The organism is Taklimakanibacter deserti (assembly GCA_003574785.1).
In genome coordinates, this window is sequence record QORU01000009.1 from 300273 (window position 1) to 320705 (window position 20433).

Sequence of the window (20433 nt, forward strand, 5' to 3'; positions counted from 1 at the left end):
GATCGCATGCCCCATTTGCTCCACCGGCGCCTGCTCATGGGCATCATATGCGCCGCGCTCGCGGCGCCGATGCCAGGCCCCGCGGCCGGCCAGACGAAGACGACCGAAGCCGACCTGCAGCGTGGCCTCGAGCAGCTCGTCGCGACGGAGGGCGGACCTCCAGGCGTGATCGTCACCCTCTACAGCGACGGTCGCATGAGCGTGCTGCAGGCGGGTCGCGCCGATGTCGCGCATAGCGGCGCGCCGCGGGTCGGCGATCACATGCGCATCGCCAGCGTCGCCAAGGCGTTCAACGGTGCGGTGGCCCTGCACCTCGTGTCGAAGGGCCGGCTCAGCCTCGACGACACGATCGGCCAGCGCCTGCCGGGACTGCCCCCCGCCTGGTCGCGGGTCACGCTTCGCCAGATGCTGAACCACACGAGCGGCCTGCCCGATTACCTCAATTCCGACGCCTTCATTCACGACGTGACGACGCACCCGCAACGCCATGTCCTGCCCAATGACATCATCGGCTGGGTCCGCGACGAGCCGCTCGTCTTCGCGCCGGGCTCTCAATACGGCTATTCGAATACCGACAACGTCGTTATCGGCCTGATCACCGAGGCGGTCACCGGCACGTCCTATGGGACGCTGCTCAAGGAGATCGTATTCGGCCCCGCGGGCTTGAGGCAGACGAGCTTCCCGACGGAGCGCCTCGACCTGCCGTCGCCCTTCATCCACGGCTATTCCGTCGAGCCCGGGTCTGCCCCGCAGGACGTGACGAGCTTCATCAGCCCGAGCGGGGCCTGGGCGTCCGGCGCGATCGTGTCGACGCCTGCCGACCTCGCGGCGTTCATCCGGGCCGATCTCGGGCTGAAGTTCTTCGGCGCGGCCGAACAGCAGCAGCAGATGCAGTTCGTGCCCGGCTCTTCCGGTCCACCCGGCCCCGGGACCAATGAGTCCGGTCTCGGGCTGTTCCGCTATACGACGCCGTGCGGCGTCGTATATGGCCACACCGGGAACTTCCCGGGCTACACCCAGTGGGCGGCCGCCACCGCGGACGGGACGCGCTCGGTGACCACCACGCTCAACCTCTCCGCGCCGACCGGCGAGCTGCTCGAACGCCTGCGGGAGGTCCAGGGCCAGGCGGTCTGCGCTCTGCTGAGCCGTTGAAATATCTCCCCGACCTAACGGAAAATTTGGTAGGAGTTTGCCCGTCGGGCCTCGGGGATGATGGGCTCGATCAAAGTGGGGCTTGCGAATGCCTGACCGGGGGGCACTGCTCGAGTTGCTGAAGGCCGCGCAGCGGATAATCGCTGTTATCGCGATTATCACGGCGAGCGCTTTGACCGTGGGGCCATCGCGCGCCCAGAGTGTTGCCGATCAGATCGATTCGGTCGTTTCAGACCAGGATCAGATCATCCGGCGCTATACGGCGCCGCGAAAGCCCGGCACGATCGACCTTTCGGTTTCGGATGCGCGCAAGAAAACGCCGCCCGCCGACGCTCGAAAAGTAAAGTTCACTCTGCGATCGGTGACGGTTCAGGGCGCCGTGACGGTGGCCAACGAAACTTTGCGGCCGGCCTGGGCGCACGACTTGAACAAACGGATAAGCCTCGCGGAGCTCTATGCGATCGCCGAGCGGATCGATGCCATCTACCAGCGGGAAGGCTATTTCTCCTGGGCGGTCGTCCCCGAGCAGGACTTTTCCTCCGGCCACGTCGTCATCGTTCTCTATGAATCCTATGTTCGCCGGGTCATCATCAACAGCACCATTCCCGGCATCGAGCGACGCCTCAAGCCCTATATCGATCGCATGGTCGCCATGCGCCCGATCCGGATCAAGGAGGCCGAGCGCGTCCTCCTGCTGATGAGCGATCTTGCCGGCCTGACGATCGAAGGCCTCTTCATTCGGCCCGACACGCCTTCCGCGGGCGGCGATCTGAAACTCGACATCAGCTTCAAGCGCTGGGGTGCAACCGCCATATTCGACAATCTGGGCAGCGACGAGGTTGGTCCCTATCAACTGACCGGCACTGGCACCCTCAACGATGCGCTGAGACTGTTCGAGGCGACGAACATCGTCGGGGTCACCATTCCCGCGAGCCCCAAGGAACTCGAATTCATCCTGGGCTCGCAGGATGTGCCCATCGGCTATGACGGACTGCATGTCGGATACAGCATAGGGCATGTTTCTTCAGAGCCCGGCGGCGATCTGGAACCTCTCGATCTCGACATAGAGTCGAGCTTCGGGACGGCCTATGCCAACTATCCATTCCTGCGGACCATCGAGCACAGCATTTTCGGCCGGATCGAGCTGAATTTCAAAGACAACTCGCTGGATGCAGGCGGAGTAAGGCTGACGGAGGAGGATCTGCGATGGCTGGCAGCATCCCTGAATTACACGGGCGAGCTGGAGAAGGGGGCCATCACCTTGACCGGTACTTTCGGCCAGGGTCTCGACGGGCTCGGCGCGAGCAGCGGCGACGACCCGCGCGCGCCGCGCGAAGGCGTTCCGGACGACTACCGGTATTTCCGCGCCGATCTCGATCTGCGCAAGGAGATCGCGCCACATGTCGCCGCGCGCCTTCGGGTCGAAGCCCAGTATGCACCGACGGCACTCCCATCGGCGGTCCAAGTCGTGCTCGGCGGCGATCCCTATGGCCTGGCTTTCGACGGCTCAGCGGCTTCCGGGGACAGCGGCATAGCCGCCGCGCTGGAAGTGGGGCGCGACATCGAGCTTCCCGAAACCTTGCCCATCTCGAATTTGAACGTGTTTACGTTCATCGACTATGGCGCGATCTGGAACCATGATACGGGCGTCGATTACACACACGAAGAACTCGGCTCGACCGGAATAGGGGCGAGGGCCGGGTTCGGGAACTACGTCAATGCCCGGGCGCTTGTCGCCGTGCCTTACGAGGACAGCGAAAGACTGACCGATACCGGAACGCGATTCCTGTTCCAGATCATCTGCGCTTATTAGAGCCGCGTGCAGCAACAGCGATCACGGACCCTCATACGGGTGATCGAGCGCCTTTGAAATTGCGACAAACACGCGCTTTGCCGGCGAGGAGCATTCCGTGTCGCCTGGATCATCGGTCAGCGTGGGTTTTGCCTCGCAACCGCCGGAAGCGATGTCGCTGTTGGTCTGGACCGCGACAGTCATACCGGCGTCCGCCTGATAAAATACGTAGGTGTTGTATCCGGGCAGTTCGCCCGTATGGCCGACCCAACCGCCGATGCAGGCGACTCCAATGCCATAACCGGCCACGCCGGGAAATGAGGTCAGCCGCTCCTTCTGCGCCGCCCCTCCCAGCAGACCGTGACCCGTGCCCAAGGCGCGACCGTAGACGAGCAGATCGTCGATATTGGAGATCAACTCACCCGCGGTCCAACCCCAGGCCGGATTCCAGTTCGTCGCGTTGCTCGGCGCATCGGGCTTGGCAAAATCGCCCTGCAGGGTGAAGCCCTGGGCATAGGGCGCCGGCATATCCACCGAGTCGCCCGGCCAGGACGTGTTGTGAAGCTTCAGCGGATCGAAGATCAGCTCCTTGAACACCTCACCGACAGGCTTGCCCGAGACCTTCTCGATGACCATCCCCAGCAAAATAGTGTTGGTGTTGGAATAGTCGAACGAAGCTCCGGGCTCGAAGAGAGGCGATTCACTCACCCCGATCGCGACAAGCTGTTCGGGTGTGAAGATCGTTTCCGGCTTGGCGAAATACACATCCTGGAATTTTGGACTTCGGGTATAGCTCGCTATGCCGCTGGTCATGTCGGCGAGCTGCCGCAGCGTGATCCGGTCGCCATTGGGAATGCCAGGCACATATTTCTGGATCGTATCGTCGAGCGACAGTTTTTGGGCTTCCGCCAGCTGCATGATCGCGGTGCCCGTGAATGTCTTTGTCACCGAGCCGATGCGCGTGTGCATGCCGACGGCCATGGGCGTGCCGGCGGCAGGGTCGGCCACGCCATAGACCGCCTTCCACGTTCCGGAAGTCGTCACGACGCCGACGATGACTCCCGGAGCCGCAGTCTGCGGCAGCGCAGACTGAACGGCGGCGTCAAGCTTTGCGGCGAGCTCCGGTGGCAGCGGCGTTGCCTTGGCCGGGGTCGCGCCATCGGCAACCACCTTTTCGACATTGGCGACACATTGCGCATCCTCGGCCGCGAATGCACTTAAAGGGAAAAGCGTGAGCAGGGCGGCAGAGCCGATGCAGCGAAGGAACAAGTGAACTCCAGTCTCTGCCATTTCATTCTCCTTATATGAAAGCAAATTGCGGATACCATCATTGCGGCCAGTCGACGATCGACAGGTCGAGCGGCAGGACGTTTTCGAGCGTCCGGGGCGGGACGCGCGGCGTCAGCGTCAGAGGCGATCCGGTCGCTTCCGCCTTGTCGAAGTCCTCGGTGCCCGCCTCATCGACCGCGGGGATGGTGAAGCTGTCGAAGACATAGGGCAGACCGTTCGATGCGAGCGGCGACACACCGTCCATGACATGCAAATGCAAATGGGGAGCCTGGCTGTTGCCGGTGTTGCCGACCTCGCCGAGCTGCTCGCCGCGCCGAACCTTGTCGCCGAGCTTCACCTTGACGCTGCCGGGCCGCATATGGGCATAGTTGACGAAGTGGCCGGAGCCGATGTCGAGGACGACGAAATTGCCGTCCGCCTCGTCGAGCGGCAGGTTCTCCGGCAACGCACCGGGCACCTGGTCCTGCAAGTCGTTGCGCGTGGCGACTACCGTGCCATCGGCGACGGCGAGGATGGGCTTTCCGTAGATATGATAATTCGCCGGGATCTTGGTGTCGCCCGCGACCAATGTGTTCGTCTCGTCGATCTGTTCCCAGTCGATGGCGAAGCGCTGGGCGAGATGGAATTTGCCATCGATCGCCAGCAGAGCGCGAACGTGACGGATGGAATCGCAGCAGCCGTCGCCGGCGGCATAACCCTTGCCGCGCAATGGTGCGCCGAGCACGACAGGCGGTGTCGAGACAACCGTGCTGTCGCCCAGCGTCATCGTCACCTCGGCGTCGATGACGGCCAAACGCGCCGTGATCTCGTGCGTGATGCGCGCCGGCGCCGCCATGCCTTCGGGCAGCGGGATATGCAGGAATATGACCGCGAACTGATAGGCGGAGAGCACGCGTGTCTCCTTGCCCCGGCTGGCGCCCGGCGTGACGCGTTGTGCGAGCTCATCGGGGCCGAGGACCGCAAGGACTTTTCCGCTGTCGGGATCGACGACCGCAAGCTTCTCGAAACGAACATCCCCGCTCGTGATGTTGGTGAGGGCGAGCTCGTAGACCATGTGACGCTTGCCGTCCGAGCCCGGAACGACATAGGGCGGCGCGATGATCTCGGCAACGAGCGGCGTGAGCATCGGCTCGTCGCCGGCAGCGCGCGCGCCGGATGAAAGCATCAGCAACAGAACAAGCGCGGAAACCACCCAGACCGGAACTCGCATCGCGAACACGCCCCCCACATTTACGGTGCGGCGGAAGGCTACGATAAGGGCGTCTCATCGCCAAGCAGGAATGTTTGCCTGCCTCGGCGGTGGCGGGGACGGCCCGGCAACGGAAATTGCGATTGGCCCAAGGCACCAAATGACCGCTTCGGCGTTGATCGTCGAGTCCCCGGAACAGGAGCTGTCATTATGGGAAAGTCCATCCTTATCATCGGTGAAGATCCGGCCTTGATCGACTTCACGGCGTCCTACGCGCCCAAGAACATGTCCGCGGCAAAAATCATGGACGGGCTCAACGGGTCGGTGGCGCGCCTCGAAGGCGTGGGCCATTCCGCGGCACTGCTTCTTACGCGGGATACGGAAACAGTCGAGCGCCAGGTGAGGGATGCGCTTGCCGGAAAGCATTATGACGTCATCGTCGTCGGCGCCGGTCTGCGGACCCTTGCGCCCATGGCCTTGCAATTCGAGCGCCTGATCAACGTCCTTCGTGACGTGGCGCCCGGCGCGAAGCTCGCCTTCAACAGCCAGCCCGGCGATTCCGACACCGCCGCGATGCGCTGGCTCTAGAACGCCGGGCGGAGAGGAAGTGGCATGGGCGCTGCGGGAAGGGCTTGCGCCAGCCGGCGTAGGTCTGATCATCGCCGGCGCCCTTACGGTCTTTCACCTTGCCGGTGGCGACATCCAGGCGGCCTTGATCACCGCGGTCTCGACGGCGCTGCTGGTCTGGCGTCCCAACCTTCCAGTGGTGATCGTGTTGGGCCTGGGCGCCGTGCTCATGTGCGGATCATATTTGCTGCAATAGAGTTCTGACTTTGGCTGTCAGCGTGCGGTGGTCCCGCCATCGGTACTGAGCATGCTTCCTGTCGCGAATGTCGCTTCCGACGCAACGAAGACCACGAAACGCGCGATCTCGTCGGCCGTCGCAAAACGCTTGAGCGGCACCTGGGCGATGTAGTTTGCCTTCAACTCCGGAGTGCCGCCGAACCATTGGAGCTCGGCTTCCATCATGGGCGTGTCCACCGGACCCGGACATACGCAGTTCACGCGCACCGCCGGCGCCAGCTCGAGCGCCAGCGCCTTGGCCATCCCCGCCAATCCCGCCTTGGACGCGCAATAATGCGCATAATACTCCAGGCCGTTGAAAGACAGGTCTGAGCCGATCGCGACAATGCTTCCGGCGCCCTGTTCCCGCATGCGCAGACCACATTCCCGCATGACATAGAAGGCGCCGGAGAGATTGACCGCGATCACATGGCGCCATGCCTCAGGCGTCAGCTCGGCGATGCGGGCAGGGGTGACGATGCCGGCGGCGTGGATCAGAATGTCAATTGGTCCGAGCTCCTTCCATGCTGTCGACACGGCGGAGGTGACGCTCGCATCGTCGGAGACGTCAACTTCAATGGCCAATGTCCCATTTCCCAGCTCATTGGCGAGCGCATCGAGGATTGTCTTTCTGCGGGCGCAGGCTGCCACCCTTGCCCCGAGCCTCGCAAGCAGTTTGGCCGTTGCCAAGCCGATCCCGGATGAAGCTCCGGTCACGAGCGCATTCTTTCCATGGAGGTCTGCGATCATTGCTCTTGTTCCTGGTGAAGATCTCTAATCGGCCGAGCTTTTGTAGTCGTAGCGGCAATAGGGCTTGAGCCGTTCAACATCGACCTCAGCGCCCAGGCCTGGATCCGTGCCGACCTTCAACAGCCCGCCGCTGATGCGTTCCTCGGGTGGATTTTTCAGCACCTGGACATAGCCCTGGGACTCCGGCAAGTAGGGATAGATTTCCAGGTGCATCGCGTTGGCGCAGGCCGCCCAGACCTGCAGCGTCGCTGCCGTGCACAGCGCGGATGCGCAATTGTGCGGTGATATCCTGGCATTATACGCCTCGGCCATGGCCGCTATCTGGATGAGCTCGAATACGCCGCCGCAGTTGCCGACATCCGGCATGACGACATCGATGGCGCCCGTTTCCAGCAGATTCCGGAAGCCGTTGCGCGTGTAGACCCGCTCTCCCGCGGCGATCGGAAACTTGTAGCGGCCGGCAAGGTTCTTGAGCCCCCCGATATTGAAAGCATCGAGGGGTTCTTCCACCCAGGACACATCGAGCTCCTGGCAGACATCCAGGAATCTGAGGAGCTGGTCGTTGTTGACGCCGCCGGACAAGTCGATGAGCAGCTCGGCCTGATTGCCGACCACGTCCTTCAAGAGAGAGACGCGGTCGATGGCCCGCTGAAACTCTTCGGTCGACAAAGCGCGGCGCTGGACATGGGTCAGCGTGCGTCCGGGCTGCTGGGTGGCAAAAGGATAGCTCTTGAGCATCCTATAGCCATCCTTCAGCGGCCGCTCGGCCGCCTTGGCCCATTGCGTGGCATCGTTGCAGTGATAGTTCCAGCCATTGGCATAGACGGGTGCCGTCATCTCGAACGCAGCGCCGAAGAATTCATAGACGGGCTTGCCCGCCGCCTTGCCCTTGATATCCCACAAGGCCTGGTCGATGGCGCTGATCGCCGCGAACGCAATGGCGCCGCCGCCCTTGGTCCAGAACGAATTGTCATAGATCGCGTGATAGACGTGGCGCGGATAGAGCGGATCGGCGCCGATGACGCGCTGGGCATAGTCGGCGATCATGCCGGATGCGCCGGCGGCTCCAAGCCCATAGGCGACGGCCGCCTCTCCCCATCCGGTGATGCCCTCGTCCGTCGAAATCTCGACCAGCACCGGGCGAACGCCGCCGGTCGGAATCCGGTAAGCCCGAATATTCGTCACACGCATCTTTCTCTCCAGAAGGGATCCACTCTGCTCGTCGCGACTTGCAATTGGAGTGCCAGACCGTGGAACAACAGGAAGTCCATGAAACCCGCGAGGGAGCGGCGCAGCCTTGAGAATTCGAACGCCCGGAGTCTCAAGACTGAGACCGGCGGCGTCAGGGCCACGGTGCCCGGTCCACAGCTAAACCCTTGAATCGACGGCCGATCGGGCTCTGGCACAGCGCTTGCTGCCGGGTCTTCGAGATTCCGCAACACCGATGCCTATTCTTGGGAGGAGATTTCAAATGGAACTCGGGCTTTTCATGATGCCGCTGCACGATCAGCGCCGCAACTACACGGAAGTGCTGAAGCAGGATCGCGAAGCCATCATTCTCGCCGATCGATTGGACTTCAAGGAAGTCTGGGTCGGCGAACATACGACATGCTCCTGCGAGCCGATCGCCGATCCCCTGCAGTTCTTCGCGACGCTCGTCCACGCCACCAAGCAGATCAAATTCGCGACCGGCGTCCTGAACGTCCCGCAGCATCATCCCGCCCGTCTAGCCAGCCAGATCGCCCAGTTCGATCACCTCTCCGAAGGCCGCTACATCATGGGTGTCGGCGTCGGCGGCCTGGTGACGGACATCGAGCTTTACGGCACGACCGACAAGAACCGGGTCGAGATGACCGTCGAGTCGATCAAGATGATGCATCAAATCTGGTCGCAGAGCGCGCCCTACAACATCAAGGGCAAATATTGGGATATCGTGGTCGACAAGACCATCATCCCGAGTCTCGGCTTTGGTCCGATGCTGAAGCCATACCAGCATCCATTTCCGGAACTTGCCATCTCGGTGATGAGCCCGAATTCCAGCAGCGCGCGGCAGGCCGGCGAGAACAACTGGAGCATCGTCTCCGCCAACTTCACGCCGACCGCCAATGTCAAGACGCACTGGGAACAGTATGTCGTCGGCAGCGAGAAGGCCGGCCGCCGGCCGGACCGCAAGAAATGGCGCATCGCCCGGTCGATCCTCGTCGCCGACAGCGATGCGGAAGCGAAGGATTACCTCGCCGAGCCGTCATCGTCGGTCCGCTGGTACTATGACTACATCGTCGAGGACATGAAGGCGTTCAAGATGCTCGGCGTGCTGAAGCCGACGATGAACACGCTGGACAGCGATGTCACCGTGCAGAACTGCCTCGACTGGATGGTGATATCCGGCTCGCCCAAGACCGTTATGGACAAGCTTGTCGCCTTTGTCGACGATGTGGGCGGCCCCGTCGGCAAGCTGCTGATGACCCAGAAGGATTGGGACAAGCCGAACATCCATCGGCGGTCCATGGAACTTCTCGCGACGCAAGTGATGCCAAAATTGAGCCAGCACTTTGGCTCTCTCAAGGCCGCGGAATAGGTCGCCCGCGAGAGACGGCGCGGACTCCGGCCCGCGCAACCTGGAAGGCAACGAGACAAGTTCAACGAAATACAAACGATATGGAGGAAAGAGATGAGCGTCGCAACGAAGCAGCCTGCCGGCGTAGCGCAAGCGCGGACGGCCGGTGCATTCAACCGGCTGATGATGGATCGGCGAAAGTTCCTGATGGGAAGCGCCGCCGCAGGCGGAGCCTATCTCGGCGCCTGGATGCCGCCGGCAAGGGCCGCCGTCGGTGGGGACCTCGAGATCATGGCCTGGGAAGGCTATACGCTCGAGCCGGAAACCGCCGAGTGGCGCAAGGCGAACAATGTCAGCCTGCGCGCCGCCATCATGAGCAACCAGGACGACGTGACGGCCAAGATCGCCGGGTCCAATGCTGTGCGCCTGGACCTCTCGGAATATTCCAACGGTTATAATGCCATCTACAACGAACTCGGCGTGCTGGCGGAGCTCGATGTGTCCAGGATCCCCAATTACAACAAGACGGACATCTACAAGCCATTCTTCCAAGGGGACATGTGGTACTGGGACGGGAAGCAATGGGGCATCCCCTGGTGCTGGGGCCTGGATACGATCGTGGTCAATCAGGAGAAGCTCGGCTTCGAAGTCAAGAGCTACAAGGACCTGCTGCGCCCGGAAGTGAAGGGCAAGCTGGCATTCCTCGACAACCCGCTGACGCTTTGGCCGCAGATCGCGAAAGTCACGGGCTACGGCGACAGGTTTCCGAACCTGAGCAAGGAAGAGCTCAAGGACTGTTTTCAGAAGCTGATCCCTTATCGCGATCAGACGAAGGTCTTTGCCTCTTCAAACGGCGACGTCATCTCGCTGTTCGCCTCGGGCGAGATCTCCGCCTGCTTCTGCGTGTGGAGTGCCGTGCCTCTGGAGACGGCAAAGCAGAATGTGAAGACGGTTTCGATCTACCCGGAGGAGGGTGGAGCCGTCTGGGCCGATGCCTGGTTCATCCCCAAGACGTCGGAGAACGTGGATACGGCCTATGCCTATATCAATGAGGCATTGACGCCTGAGATCCAGGCATCGATTTCCAAGACGGCCGTCTGCTCCTCGGTCTCGAACAAGGCGCCGGCATTGATGGATGCGCAGACGAAGGCGCTATTCGACTATGACAATTTCGATGCGCAGTTCAAATCCATCAAGATCTACGGTCAGCCGCCGCGCTCGTCCGATCAATTTGCAACCTATGACGACTGGTTGCAGATTTGGGCGGACTTCCGCGCCGGCCTCTGACGGTCGTTCGCGAATGTCGCACCTCCGGGCGGACGCAGCGCGCTCGCCCGGAGGTTGCGCTTCGTACATAGCCTGTTGACCTATCCTGGATGACCCAAAACACGCATGTCGGCTCTCGTTGATAGCAAGAGTGATGAAGTTGATATCGCCAAGCGCAAGGTTGCGCTGACGTTGCCGAGCGGCTTTGGCCTGGGAGTGCCGCCGCTCGCCTTCCTCCTCCTGTTTTTCGTGCTTCCGGTCATCCTGCTCTTCTTCGTGAGCTTCCTGACCGCGCGGTCATTCGTCATCGAATATGTGTGGAGCACGGACAACTTTACGAGGATATTCGCCTCCACCAGCTTCTGGCTGGCCACCTGGGTCGGGCTGAAGAACGGCTTCTACACCGCCTTCTTCTCCGTCGTGCTGAGCTTTCCGGTCGCGTACTATCTCGTCTACAGGACGAAAAGCAATCTCATCCTCTATCTCGTGCTGCTGTCCTGGTTCTCGAGCTATCTCGTGCGTGTCTATGCCTGGCGAACCATTCTGGGCACGAACGGCGTCATCAACTCGTTCCTGGTGAGCAGCGGAATCATCGATCAACCGCTGCAGGTGATCCTGTTCAGCCCGTTCGCGTCCGTCCTGACGCTCATCCACATCATGGTGCCGTTCTCGCTCCTCATCCTCGTCTCGGCGCTCAGGGACGTGAAGCAGGATTACCTCGACGCCGCCCGCGATCTCGGAGCGTCGAAACTTGCCGTGCTCACGAAGGTCATCCTGCCCATGGCGCATAAAGGCGTGGTCGGATCCTTCATGTTCACCTACATCCTCGCCGCGGGCGACTACATCACGCCGCAGCTCCTGGGCGGCCGCGAGGGTGTCACGAGCGGACTTCTCATCGCCAACCAGTTCCGCAGCGCCGGCAACTGGCCGCTCGGCTCGGCCATGGCGTTCGTCATGATGGGCACTTTCGTCGCGGTATATTTTGCCTTCACCCTGCTCTTGCGGATCCTCAATCTCGCGCCCGGCCGGCGCTACCATGAGTGAGTGAAGATGCTCAGGGCCTATCTTTGCGCATATCTGTTCTTCCTGTTCGCGCCGATCGCGATGATCGTGCTGTTCAGCTTCAATGATTCACCGGCACTCACCTTCCCGATAGAGACATACAGTCTCAGATGGTATGAGACGCTGCTATCCAAGCCTGATTTCGTCGCTTCACTGGTCAACAGCCTGAAGGTCGGCTTCTATACGTCCATCGTCACGACCGTCCTCGGAACGCTCGCCGCCCTCGCGCTGATCCGCATGAAGGGGCGATACCGACAGTTCTTCGAATGGCTGAATTTCGCCCCCGTGGGCCTTCCCGGCCTATTCCTCGGCATCTCGCTGGTGACGCTCTTTGGCCTGATCGGCCTGCAGCGATCGCTCCTGACCGTCACCATCGGCCATGTGCTCTTCACGCTGCCCTTTTTCGTCGAGGCGATGCGTTCGCGCGTTAACTACTTCGACCCGTCCCTGGAGGAAGCCGCCAGGGACCTGGGCGCCACGCAGCTCCAGGCCTATCGGCGCGTGACCATTCCGATCCTCCTGCCGACCATTGTCGGATCGGCGATACTGACCTTCTCGCTTTCCTTCGATGAGCTGATCATCACGGTGTTCGTATCGGGGAACGATACGACGCTCCCCATGTTCATCTGGTCGATGATGCGGAGGACGGTCGATCCCTCCATCAACGCGGCCAGCGTCATGGCGCTCGTCCTTTCGATCCTGGTGATGGCCGCAGGGGGTGCGAGCCTGTGGTTTCAAAGAAGATGCGCGGTCGCCGCGCGCGCCACGAATGAATAGGACAGGAACATGCGTCACAACATCGTCGAGCTGAAACATATTTCGAAGTCCTGGGGATCGGTCAAGGCCCTGAACACCGTGAATCTCGATGTCCGGAAAGGCGAGATCCTCACGCTGCTGGGACCCAGCGGCTGCGGAAAATCGACGCTCATGCGCATCACGGCGGGATTTGAAACGCCGACGTCGGGCACGGTCGTCATCGCAGGCCAGGACGTCACCCAGATGCCGCCGGAAAAGCGCCCGGTCAACATGGTGTTCCAGCGCTATGCACTTTTCCCTCATCTCGACGTCTTCGACAATGTCGCCTTCGGACTGCGCCTCAAGGGATTGCCGAAGGCAGAGATCAACGCGCAAGTGTCCGCGATGCTCAAGCTCGTGCAGCTGGAGAGCCTTTCGGGAAGATGGATCAATGAGATCAGCGGCGGCGAGTCGCAGCGGGTCGCGCTGGCGCGCGCCCTTGTCAACCGCCCATCCGTCCTCTTGCTGGATGAGCCGCTCGCGGCATTGGATCTCAAGATCCGCCATATCATGCTGGAAGAGCTGAAGCGCATCCACACAGAGACGGGAACGACATTCATCTATGTGACGCATGACCAGGATGAAGCGATGATCCTTTCTGACCGCGTGGTCCTGATGAACAAGGGAGCGATCGAGCAGATAGGCACGCCGGACGAGATGTATGGCGCGCCGAAAACGCTGTTTTGCGCGAAGTTTTTCGGAGAGACGAATATCCTCGGCGGGCATGTCAAATCCGCCGATGCGAAAGGTGCCGTGCTCAATCTCCCGATCGGAGAGATCGAGGCCCCCGTCGGAGGCTTGCGCAGCGGTTCGGATATCCATGTATCGCTTCGCCCCGAGGCCGCATCATTGACGGAGGCGCGGGCCGGCAAGCCGGGCAGGCACGATGCCGTGCCAGGCATCGTCGAAGACGTGGTCTTCATCGGCAGCCGCGTGGTCTACAAAGTGCGGCATGCCAGCGGCACAGTGCTGAAATGCCAGGAGCCCAGAACCGCGGCGGGCATCCGGTTCGGCGTCGGGTCGCATGTCAGCCTGCAATATGACCCGGCGGCGATCGTGGTTCTTTCGGGTTGATCGGCCAATGCACGACTATATCATTGTTGGCGGCGGCTCATCCGGCTGCACGATCGCTTCAAGGCTGAGCGAAGATCCAGATTGCACCGTGCTTCTGCTCGAGCAAGGTCCGCGCGACTGGAGCCCCTATATCCACATCCCGGTGACCTATTACAAGACGTCGCAGGGCAACATGCTCACCCGGTACCGGCTGGAACCGCAAGCGCAACAAGGCGGGATCACGCCGGAGTTTGTCCAGGGCCGCGTGCTGGGCGGGGGGAGCTCAGTCAATGCGATGGTCTATATGCGGGGCATTCCGCAGGACTATGACAGCTGGGCCGAACGGGGATGCGCCGGATGGTCGTACAAGGAAGTGCTGCCCTATTTCAAGAAAGCCGAAAGCAACGAGCGGTTTTCCGGCGAGGCTCACGGTATTGACGGACCGCTGAAAGTATCCGACCAACGACACATTCACTATCTCACCAAAGCGTGGGCGCAGGGTGCCCAGGAGCTGGGGATCAAATTCAATCCCGATTTCAATTCGGGCGATCAGGCCGGCGTCGGATTCTATCAAGTCACCATGAAGGATGGGTTGCGATGCAGCGCAGCCAAGGCCTATTTGCGTCCCGCTCGCAACCGCAAGACTCTCAAGGTGCTCACCAAGGCCAAGACTCTTCGCCTGCTGATCGAAAACAACCGGGCGGTCGGAGTCGAATATATCAAAGACGGAACCGTCACCAGAGCGCTGGCGGCAAAAGAGGTCATCGTGTGCGCCGGCGCGATCGGGTCGCCGCATCTCTTGATGCTGTCGGGAGTGGGACCCGCCGATCACCTGCGCGAGGTTGGCGTAGAGGTGCGGCACGACCTTCCGGGTGTCGGAAAGAACCTTCAGGATCACTTCGACATGTTCCTGATCTACGACCTGAACGGCCCGCATAGCTACGACAAGTACAAGAAGCTTCATTGGCAGGCCTGGGCCGGCCTGCAATATGTGCTGTTCCGCAATGGACCCGCGACCTCGAATATCTGCGAGGGCGGACTATGCTGGTACACGGATTCAGCCGACAGTCTGCCCGGCCTGCAGTTCCATTTCCTTCCGGGAGCCGGGGTCGAAGAAGGCTCGGATTCCGCGCCCAGCGGCAATGGATGCACGACGAATGTCTATCTGTCGCGTCCGAGATCACGTGGCCATGTCGCCCTGCGCAGCGCCGCCCCCGATGTATTTCCCATCGTCGACCCCAATTACCTCGCGGAGGAATATGACGTGATCGGTCTCTCCGAGGGCGTGCGCCTGGCTCAGGAGATCCTGCAGCAGAAGCCCATCGCCAAATACATCGCGCAGCCTTACCGGCCGGGAAGCATCCTCAAGACGAAGGCCGAAAGGATGGAGTTTGTGCGCAAATCCGGCCAAGGCGCGCTGCACCCTTGCGGTGCCTGCCGGATGGGAACAGACGATATGGCGGTCGTCGATCCTGAGCTTCGCGTCAGGGGTATCGACGGGCTGCGCGTGGCGGATACATCGGTCTTCCCCCGGGTGCCTTCCGGCAACCTCAACGCGCCGGCCATCATGGTCGGCGAGCGCGCGGCGGATTTCATCCGCGGCAACAGAAAATAGAATGACGGCGGACCCCCTGAAGATGCAATTGCTTCCCGCCGTGCCGGCGGATGTGGCCAGCCAATTCTCCTGGTGGCAGCGCGAGATGAGGGAGTCTTTTCCCCAAGACGCAGCGCAGGGCCTCAGCGGACAGGTCTCGGCGGATGTGGTTATCGTCGGTGGCGGGTTTACGGGATTGTGGACCGCGTTCATCCTGAAGGAGCGCCATCCGGAACTGGACGTCGTCATCCTCGACTCTTATCGCTGCGGTGACGGCGCCAGCTCCCGCAATGGCGGCAATGTCCACGGCTATTGGAGCGCGCTGCCGACACTCCTCTCGCTTTTTGGTCCCGACAAATGCGTCGAGATCGCGCGGCTGGGGACAACAGCTCAGGAACGGTTGCGGAAGCTCGCGGCCGCCAAAGGACTGGACGTGTGGTGGACGGAGAAAGGATATTTGCGGGTCGCCACCTCGGCCTATCAGAGCATCAAACTTCGCCAATATCTTTCCACGGCCAGGCTGCTAGGTATCGAGTCGACGCTCCGCCACCTCCGGAAGGAGGAAGTGGCGGCTTATTGCGACTCGCCCCGCTTCGACGAGGCGCTGTTGTTCGAAGAAGGCGCCACCGTCCATCCGGCGCGGCTTTGCCGGAAGCTGCGCGACGCTGTGGTGCAGGCCGGCGTGCGGATTTTCGAGCAGACGCCGGTGACGTCCATCGCAAAGGGAAGTCCCTGCCTGGTCACGACAGCCGGCGGGGCGCTGAGTGCGAGAGATGTCGTCCTTGCCACCTATACGGGGACAATGTCGATCCCCGACGTGGCGCGCGGCACGTCGCTGTTTTCCAGTTTTCCGGTCATGTCCGAGCCGGCGCCTGAGCTCCTGGCGCGGATGAATTATGCCCAGGCCCGTGGCATTGCGGACCTCAGGATGTTCACCCATTATTTCCGCCGCACGCCCGATGGTCGAATCCTCATGGGATCGGGCTCGGGACCGTTGGAAAAAGGGTGCACCCATGCCGCCGCGCAACTGCGTGACGATGCGGCAAGCCTGCGACGAGCGGAAGTGGGATTGCAGCGCTTCTTTCCCGACCTCGGCAGCGGCATTGCCGCGCGCTGGGGCTTTCCCATCGAGGTGACCTCGGACAGAATTCCCTGCTTCGGCACCATTCCTGGAACGCGGATCCATTACGGCTCGGGCTATTCCGGCCATGGCGTGAACGCCACGGTCATCGCGGGCGAATGCCTCGCTTCCCTCGTGCTCGATACCAAGGACAAATGGTCGACGTCGCCCTTCTGCCGGCGCGACCGCCTGGCGTTTCCGCCCGAGCCTTTCCGCTATTGGGGCGGACGTGCCATCCGGAACGCCATCGTCGCTTGCGAGGATGCCGAGGATGCGCGCCGGCCCGCGCCATTCCTGGCCCGCGCCCTGGCCGCCGCTCCCGGCTATCTTGGACTCAAGATCGGAACGCGATAGGGGGCGTCAGCTTCAGTTGTCGGTCAATGAGAGTCCGTATTGCCGGAGCTTTCGGTAGAGCGTCGCCCGGCTGATGCCGAGCGCCTTGCTGCAGGCGATGGCGTCCGATCCATGGCGCCCAATCACAGCGAAGATGGCATCCCGGACGGCAAGGTCCGATGCCTGCCGGCTCGAGACCGACGCAAGGGGCTCGTCTCGTCCAGGCAAGTCGCGCAAGTTCGAAAAGGCGGCATTGGAAGCGGAATAAGCGGGCGTCAGCATGAGGTCGTCAGGTTGGATCACCTTTTCAGCGAGCCGCGCCGCGCGGGTCAGCACATTGCGAAGCTCGCGGACATTGCCCGGCCAGGAATAGGACAGCAGTTGCTGCATGGCCGGATCGGAAATCGGCACCGGCGCCCCTTCCGAAACCATGGCCAGCAGGTTTACGATGATCTCGCGAAGATCGGTGCGTTCGCGCAAGGCGGGAAGGGTGACCACCGTGCCCGCCAGGCGATAGAACAGATCCTGCCTGAACGTGCCGGCGGCGACTTTCGCCTGCAGGTCCTGATGCGTCGCGGCAATGATCTGGACGTCGACATGGCGAGGCTTGCCGCCGCCGAGCGGCATGACCTCCTGCGTTTCCAGGAACCTGAGAAAGCGCGTTTGCAGATGCACGGGCATGTCGCCGATCTCGTCGAGGAACAATGTGCCCTTGTCGGCCTCGACGATCCGGCCACTATTGCCGTCCTTGCTGGCGCCGGTAAAGGCGCCGGCGCTGTAGCCGAACAACTCTGAATCGATCAGGGATTCCGGCATGGCGGAACAGTTGAAGGCGACATATGGCCCGGAGGCTCTGCTGCCTTCAATGTGCAATGCGCGAGCGAGCGTGTCCTTTCCCGCGCCGGTCTCGCCCAGGAGCAGCAAATGCAGACCAGTGCCGGAAACCTTCTGCAGGATGCGGATACTCCGATTCATCTGCGGATCGCTGCCGGCGCACTCAGCCAATGTGATGGCGCGCCTTGCCCCCTTCGGCCGCTGCGAAAGCTTCGATGAGGGCTGCTTTTGCGTTGGAACCGTATGCTTCGCCGAGACGGGCCTGCGCAAGGCCACAGTCGCTGCCGCACCGGTCTCCAGGTGGCGCAACTCCCGGGGCCTCTCGGCCAATTGGTCAAGCGATGGGTTGCCCCTGACCTTCTCGAAAATCGCCCAAAGCGACCGCGCGCCGATGGCCGAGTCGTCGATCTTGAAATGCCGGCGCGCACTGCGCGTGGCGCCAATGATCCTGAAATCCGAATCGACGGCGAATATCGCCGATGACAGATGGTCTGCCGTCACCGCCAGCGTATGGAAATCGTGAAACAGATTGCGGAAATATGCCGTTTCCAACCGGTCCGCGGTTGCCTGCGCGACGCCGAAGACGACCCTGTGGGCCAAGTGCGGAACACCGGGATTTCGCGTCGAGAGATTGACCACCCCCAGAATCTCGCCATAGGGGTCGAAAAATGGCGCGGATGCACAGGCTTCCCCGGTGAGGTTGGCGTAGAAATGATCGGTGAGATAGACCGTTGTCGGCCGCATATCGCGCAGCGATGTGCCGATCCCGTTTGTTCCGCCTATTTCCTCGCTCCAAACGGCGCCTACCCTGTCCAAGCTGCAGTTGTAGGTGGAATCCTTGCTTTGCCGCTCGGCGATGATGATGCCGTTCCGATTGGCGATATGAGCGCTGTAGCCGCCGCCTTCGATCATGGAGAGGGTCGATTCGAGTTCAGTTTCGGCCAACGACAGGTTCTCGCCATAGATCTCGATTTCCTCTCGCACCTCCCTTGACGTCAGACACACAAGTCCGGTTGCCGACGGATTGAGCTTGTAGTCTTGCAGGCAGCGAGACCATGAGGCGGTGCGCCAAGTCGCGTCGGCCTTGTTGGGCCCGGCGAGAACCGTTCTTTCGATCAGGCGAAAATGCTGCTCCAGATCATGCATGCCGGTTCGTTTCCTCGCTTGCATTAAAGGGTTTGGAGCCGACGCAAGTCAAGTTTGCCTGGCAAGCGAGTCTCACTCATGAGACTCGCTTGCGGGAGACGGGCCATTACAGTTCTTCCGCAAACGAACAAAATCCTCTGATTTCAATCGATTAACCTGCTGGCATGTCAATTGCTGAAGGAGCTGAAGGCATTGCGCAGCGAAGCGGAGGAACCGTTGAACTATCCGGACACACGACTCTTCATCAATGGCGAATGGTGCGACAGCTCGGATCGGCGCACCATTGCCGTGACGAACCCGGCAACCGGCGACGTCATCGGTGCTGTTTCCCATGCATCCATCGGCGATCTTGAAAGGGCTGTTGCCGCCGCAGCCGCCGGGTTCATCGTCTGGGCGAAGACTTCGGCATTCGAACGGTACAAGGTCCTGCGCAAGGCCGCGGCACTGCTGCGCGAAAGGCTCGAAGACGCAGCCCGCCTGTTGACGACGGATGAAGGCAAGCCGCTGGCGGAATCGCGGCTTGAGGTCGGCTCATCCGCCGACCTGATCGACTGGTTTGCCGAAGAGGGCCGGCGGACCTATGGCCGAACCATTCCCGCCCGCTCCTGCAGCGTGCAGCAAGTCACGATAAAGGATCCGGTAGGTCCGAGCGTCGGCTTCACGCCCTGGAATTTTCCCATGAGCCAGATCGTGCGCAAACTCGGTCCGGCACTGGCCGCGGGCTGCTCCATTATCGTCAAAGGTCCGGAAGAGGCGCCAGCCGCGCCAGCCGTCCTTTTTCGCTGTTTGCAGGAGGCCGGACTGCCTGCAGGCGTCGCCAACCTGGTCTTCGGCACGCCAGCGGAAATTTCACAGTTCCTCATTCCGCATCCCGCGGTCCGCAAAATCTCTTTCACGGGATCCGTCCCGGTCGGCAAGCAGCTCGCAAGCCTGGCCGGCCTCCATATGAAGCGCGTGACGATGGAATTGGGCGGGCACGCGCCGGTCATCATCGCCGATGATGCCAATATCGAAGCAGCGACCACAGCGCTTGTCGGCGCCAAGTTCAGGAATGCCGGCCAGGTCTGCATCTCGCCGACCCGCTTCCTCATCCAGTCGCGGGTGCATGACCAGTTCGTCGAGACCTATCTGAAAAAGGTCGAGGCGTTGAAAGTAGGGGACGGCCTCGCCGAAGGAACGCAAATGGGACCGCTGATCAGCGAGCGGCGCAGGGCAGCGGTCGAAGCGCTGATCGAGGATGCGACCGCAAAGGGAGCAAACGTCGCAACGGGCGGAAAACGCATCGGCAATACGGGGTATTTCTTTGCGCCGACGGTCGTCACCGAAGTCACAAGCCGCATGCGGGCCATGAATGAAGAGCCGTTTGGCCCGGTGGCCTGGATCAGGTCCTTCGTGGATCTCGACGAAGCCATCGAGGAAGCGAGCCGGCTGCCCTTCGGCCTCGGCTCCTATGCCTGGACGACGAGTGCCGCGACGGTCCGACGCCTTGCCCAGGGCATCCAGGCCGGCATGCTGACCATCAATCACATCGGTCTGGGCTTGCCGGAAACACCCTATGGCGGGGTGAAGGACTCGGGCCACGGCTATGAAGGCGGGAGCGAAGCCCTCGAGGCCTATCTGACCACGCGCTTCATCACGATGGACGCGATCTAACTCA

General features: G+C 61.7%; 17 protein-coding genes. 12 read left to right on the forward strand and 5 right to left on the reverse strand.

The genetic code is table 11. The features are described 5' to 3' along the window. Positions 1 to 6 precede the first annotated feature (6 nt). Together DS839_RS20660 and DS839_RS20665 are read left to right on the forward strand one after the other, a co-directional pair. Complete coding sequence (locus tag DS839_RS20660; protein WP_119272408.1) at positions 7 to 1152, forward strand: serine hydrolase domain-containing protein; 1146 nt, start codon at positions 7 to 9, stop codon at positions 1150 to 1152. A gap of 88 nt (positions 1153 to 1240) precedes the next feature. Continuing rightward, the gene (locus tag DS839_RS20665; protein WP_119272344.1) at positions 1241 to 2965 is read left to right on the forward strand and encodes a ShlB/FhaC/HecB family hemolysin secretion/activation protein; all 1725 of its coding nucleotides are present in this window, start codon (positions 1241 to 1243) and stop codon (positions 2963 to 2965) included. 21 nt (positions 2966 to 2986) lie between these two features. Here the strand turns inward: DS839_RS20665 and DS839_RS20670 are convergent, their stop codons facing one another. Together DS839_RS20670 and DS839_RS20675 are read right to left on the reverse strand one after the other, a co-directional pair. Continuing rightward, a complete protein-coding gene (locus tag DS839_RS20670) occupies positions 2987 to 4234 on the reverse strand; it encodes a serine hydrolase domain-containing protein (RefSeq protein ID WP_119272345.1) in 1248 nt (415 codons plus the stop codon). A gap of 37 nt (positions 4235 to 4271) precedes the next feature. Next, a complete protein-coding gene (locus DS839_RS20675; RefSeq protein WP_119272409.1) occupies positions 4272 to 5444 on the reverse strand; it encodes a M23 family metallopeptidase in 1173 nt (390 codons plus the stop codon). Positions 5445 to 5633: 189 nt separating this feature from the next. Between DS839_RS20675 and DS839_RS20680 the strand changes: the two genes are divergently transcribed. Together DS839_RS20680 and DS839_RS20685 are read left to right on the forward strand one after the other, a co-directional pair. Next, positions 5634 to 6011 (forward strand): hypothetical protein, encoded by a 378-nt coding sequence (locus tag DS839_RS20680; protein ID WP_119272346.1) that lies wholly within the window; start codon positions 5634 to 5636, stop codon positions 6009 to 6011. 19 nt (positions 6012 to 6030) lie between these two features. Then, the gene (locus tag DS839_RS20685; RefSeq protein WP_119272347.1) at positions 6031 to 6246 is read left to right on the forward strand and encodes a hypothetical protein; all 216 of its coding nucleotides are present in this window, start codon (positions 6031 to 6033) and stop codon (positions 6244 to 6246) included. Between the two features lie 17 nt (positions 6247 to 6263). Here the strand turns inward: DS839_RS20685 and DS839_RS20690 are convergent, their stop codons facing one another. Both DS839_RS20690 and DS839_RS20695 read right to left on the reverse strand, forming a co-directional pair. Then, the gene (locus DS839_RS20690; protein ID WP_119272348.1) at positions 6264 to 7016 is read right to left on the reverse strand and encodes an SDR family NAD(P)-dependent oxidoreductase; all 753 of its coding nucleotides are present in this window, start codon (positions 7014 to 7016) and stop codon (positions 6264 to 6266) included. A 24-nt stretch (positions 7017 to 7040) separates the two neighbouring features. Further along, positions 7041 to 8207 carry a mandelate racemase/muconate lactonizing enzyme family protein gene (locus DS839_RS20695; protein ID WP_119272349.1) on the reverse strand — a complete coding sequence of 389 codons (1167 nt, stop codon included), beginning with the start codon at positions 8205 to 8207 and terminating at the stop codon, positions 7041 to 7043. A 280-nt stretch (positions 8208 to 8487) separates the two neighbouring features. Between DS839_RS20695 and DS839_RS20700 the strand changes: the two genes are divergently transcribed. From DS839_RS20700 to DS839_RS20730, 7 genes are all read left to right on the forward strand, one after another. Continuing rightward, positions 8488 to 9594 carry an LLM class flavin-dependent oxidoreductase gene (locus DS839_RS20700; protein ID WP_119272350.1) on the forward strand — a complete coding sequence of 369 codons (1107 nt, stop codon included), beginning with the start codon at positions 8488 to 8490 and terminating at the stop codon, positions 9592 to 9594. A gap of 93 nt (positions 9595 to 9687) precedes the next feature. After that, complete coding sequence (locus tag DS839_RS20705; protein ID WP_119272351.1) at positions 9688 to 10860, forward strand: ABC transporter substrate-binding protein; 1173 nt, start codon at positions 9688 to 9690, stop codon at positions 10858 to 10860. 105 nt (positions 10861 to 10965) lie between these two features. Continuing rightward, positions 10966 to 11883 carry an ABC transporter permease gene (locus tag DS839_RS20710; protein ID WP_119272352.1) on the forward strand — a complete coding sequence of 306 codons (918 nt, stop codon included), beginning with the start codon at positions 10966 to 10968 and terminating at the stop codon, positions 11881 to 11883. A gap of 6 nt (positions 11884 to 11889) precedes the next feature. Next, the gene (locus DS839_RS20715) at positions 11890 to 12678 is read left to right on the forward strand and encodes an ABC transporter permease (RefSeq protein ID WP_119272410.1); all 789 of its coding nucleotides are present in this window, start codon (positions 11890 to 11892) and stop codon (positions 12676 to 12678) included. Between the two features lie 9 nt (positions 12679 to 12687). Then, positions 12688 to 13770, forward strand: a complete 1083-nt coding sequence (locus DS839_RS20720) for an ABC transporter ATP-binding protein (protein ID WP_119272353.1) — start codon at positions 12688 to 12690, stop codon at positions 13768 to 13770. A 7-nt stretch (positions 13771 to 13777) separates the two neighbouring features. After that, positions 13778 to 15364, forward strand: a complete 1587-nt coding sequence (locus DS839_RS20725) for a GMC family oxidoreductase (protein WP_119272354.1) — start codon at positions 13778 to 13780, stop codon at positions 15362 to 15364. Between the two features lies 1 nt (position 15365). Next, positions 15366 to 16817, forward strand: a complete 1452-nt coding sequence (locus DS839_RS20730) for an NAD(P)/FAD-dependent oxidoreductase (RefSeq protein WP_368911779.1) — start codon at positions 15366 to 15368, stop codon at positions 16815 to 16817. Positions 16818 to 16829: 12 nt separating this feature from the next. On the opposite strand, the gene DS839_RS20735 is transcribed toward DS839_RS20730, so the two are convergent. Beyond that, a complete protein-coding gene (locus DS839_RS20735) occupies positions 16830 to 18776 on the reverse strand; it encodes a sigma-54-dependent Fis family transcriptional regulator (protein WP_119272355.1) in 1947 nt (648 codons plus the stop codon). 216 nt (positions 18777 to 18992) lie between these two features. Here DS839_RS20735 and DS839_RS20740 point away from each other — a divergent pair, with 216 nt between their 5' ends. Beyond that, complete coding sequence (locus tag DS839_RS20740; RefSeq protein ID WP_119272412.1) at positions 18993 to 20429, forward strand: NAD-dependent succinate-semialdehyde dehydrogenase; 1437 nt, start codon at positions 18993 to 18995, stop codon at positions 20427 to 20429. Positions 20430 to 20433: the final 4 nt, after the last annotated feature.

Coding starts and splice junctions, on each gene's coding strand:
- DS839_RS20710 (WP_119272352.1), top strand. CDS start 10,966: ATGTCGGCTCTCGTTGATAGCAAGAGTGATGAAGTTGATATCGCCAAG.
- DS839_RS20725 (WP_119272354.1), top strand. CDS start 13,778: ATGCACGACTATATCATTGTTGGCGGCGGCTCATCCGGCTGCACGATC.
- DS839_RS20660 (WP_119272408.1), top strand. CDS start 7: ATGCCCCATTTGCTCCACCGGCGCCTGCTCATGGGCATCATATGCGCC.
- DS839_RS20715 (WP_119272410.1), top strand. CDS start 11,890: ATGCTCAGGGCCTATCTTTGCGCATATCTGTTCTTCCTGTTCGCGCCG.
- DS839_RS20675 (WP_119272409.1), bottom strand. CDS start 5,444: ATGCGAGTTCCGGTCTGGGTGGTTTCCGCGCTTGTTCTGTTGCTGATG.
- DS839_RS20720 (WP_119272353.1), top strand. CDS start 12,688: ATGCGTCACAACATCGTCGAGCTGAAACATATTTCGAAGTCCTGGGGA.
- DS839_RS20700 (WP_119272350.1), top strand. CDS start 8,488: ATGGAACTCGGGCTTTTCATGATGCCGCTGCACGATCAGCGCCGCAAC.
- DS839_RS20730 (WP_368911779.1), top strand. CDS start 15,366: ATGACGGCGGACCCCCTGAAGATGCAATTGCTTCCCGCCGTGCCGGCG.
- DS839_RS20705 (WP_119272351.1), top strand. CDS start 9,688: ATGAGCGTCGCAACGAAGCAGCCTGCCGGCGTAGCGCAAGCGCGGACG.
- DS839_RS20735 (WP_119272355.1), bottom strand. CDS start 18,776: ATGCATGATCTGGAGCAGCATTTTCGCCTGATCGAAAGAACGGTTCTC.
- DS839_RS20680 (WP_119272346.1), top strand. CDS start 5,634: ATGGGAAAGTCCATCCTTATCATCGGTGAAGATCCGGCCTTGATCGAC.
- DS839_RS20670 (WP_119272345.1), bottom strand. CDS start 4,234: ATGGCAGAGACTGGAGTTCACTTGTTCCTTCGCTGCATCGGCTCTGCC.
- DS839_RS20690 (WP_119272348.1), bottom strand. CDS start 7,016: ATGATCGCAGACCTCCATGGAAAGAATGCGCTCGTGACCGGAGCTTCA.
- DS839_RS20665 (WP_119272344.1), top strand. CDS start 1,241: ATGCCTGACCGGGGGGCACTGCTCGAGTTGCTGAAGGCCGCGCAGCGG.
- DS839_RS20695 (WP_119272349.1), bottom strand. CDS start 8,207: ATGCGTGTGACGAATATTCGGGCTTACCGGATTCCGACCGGCGGCGTT.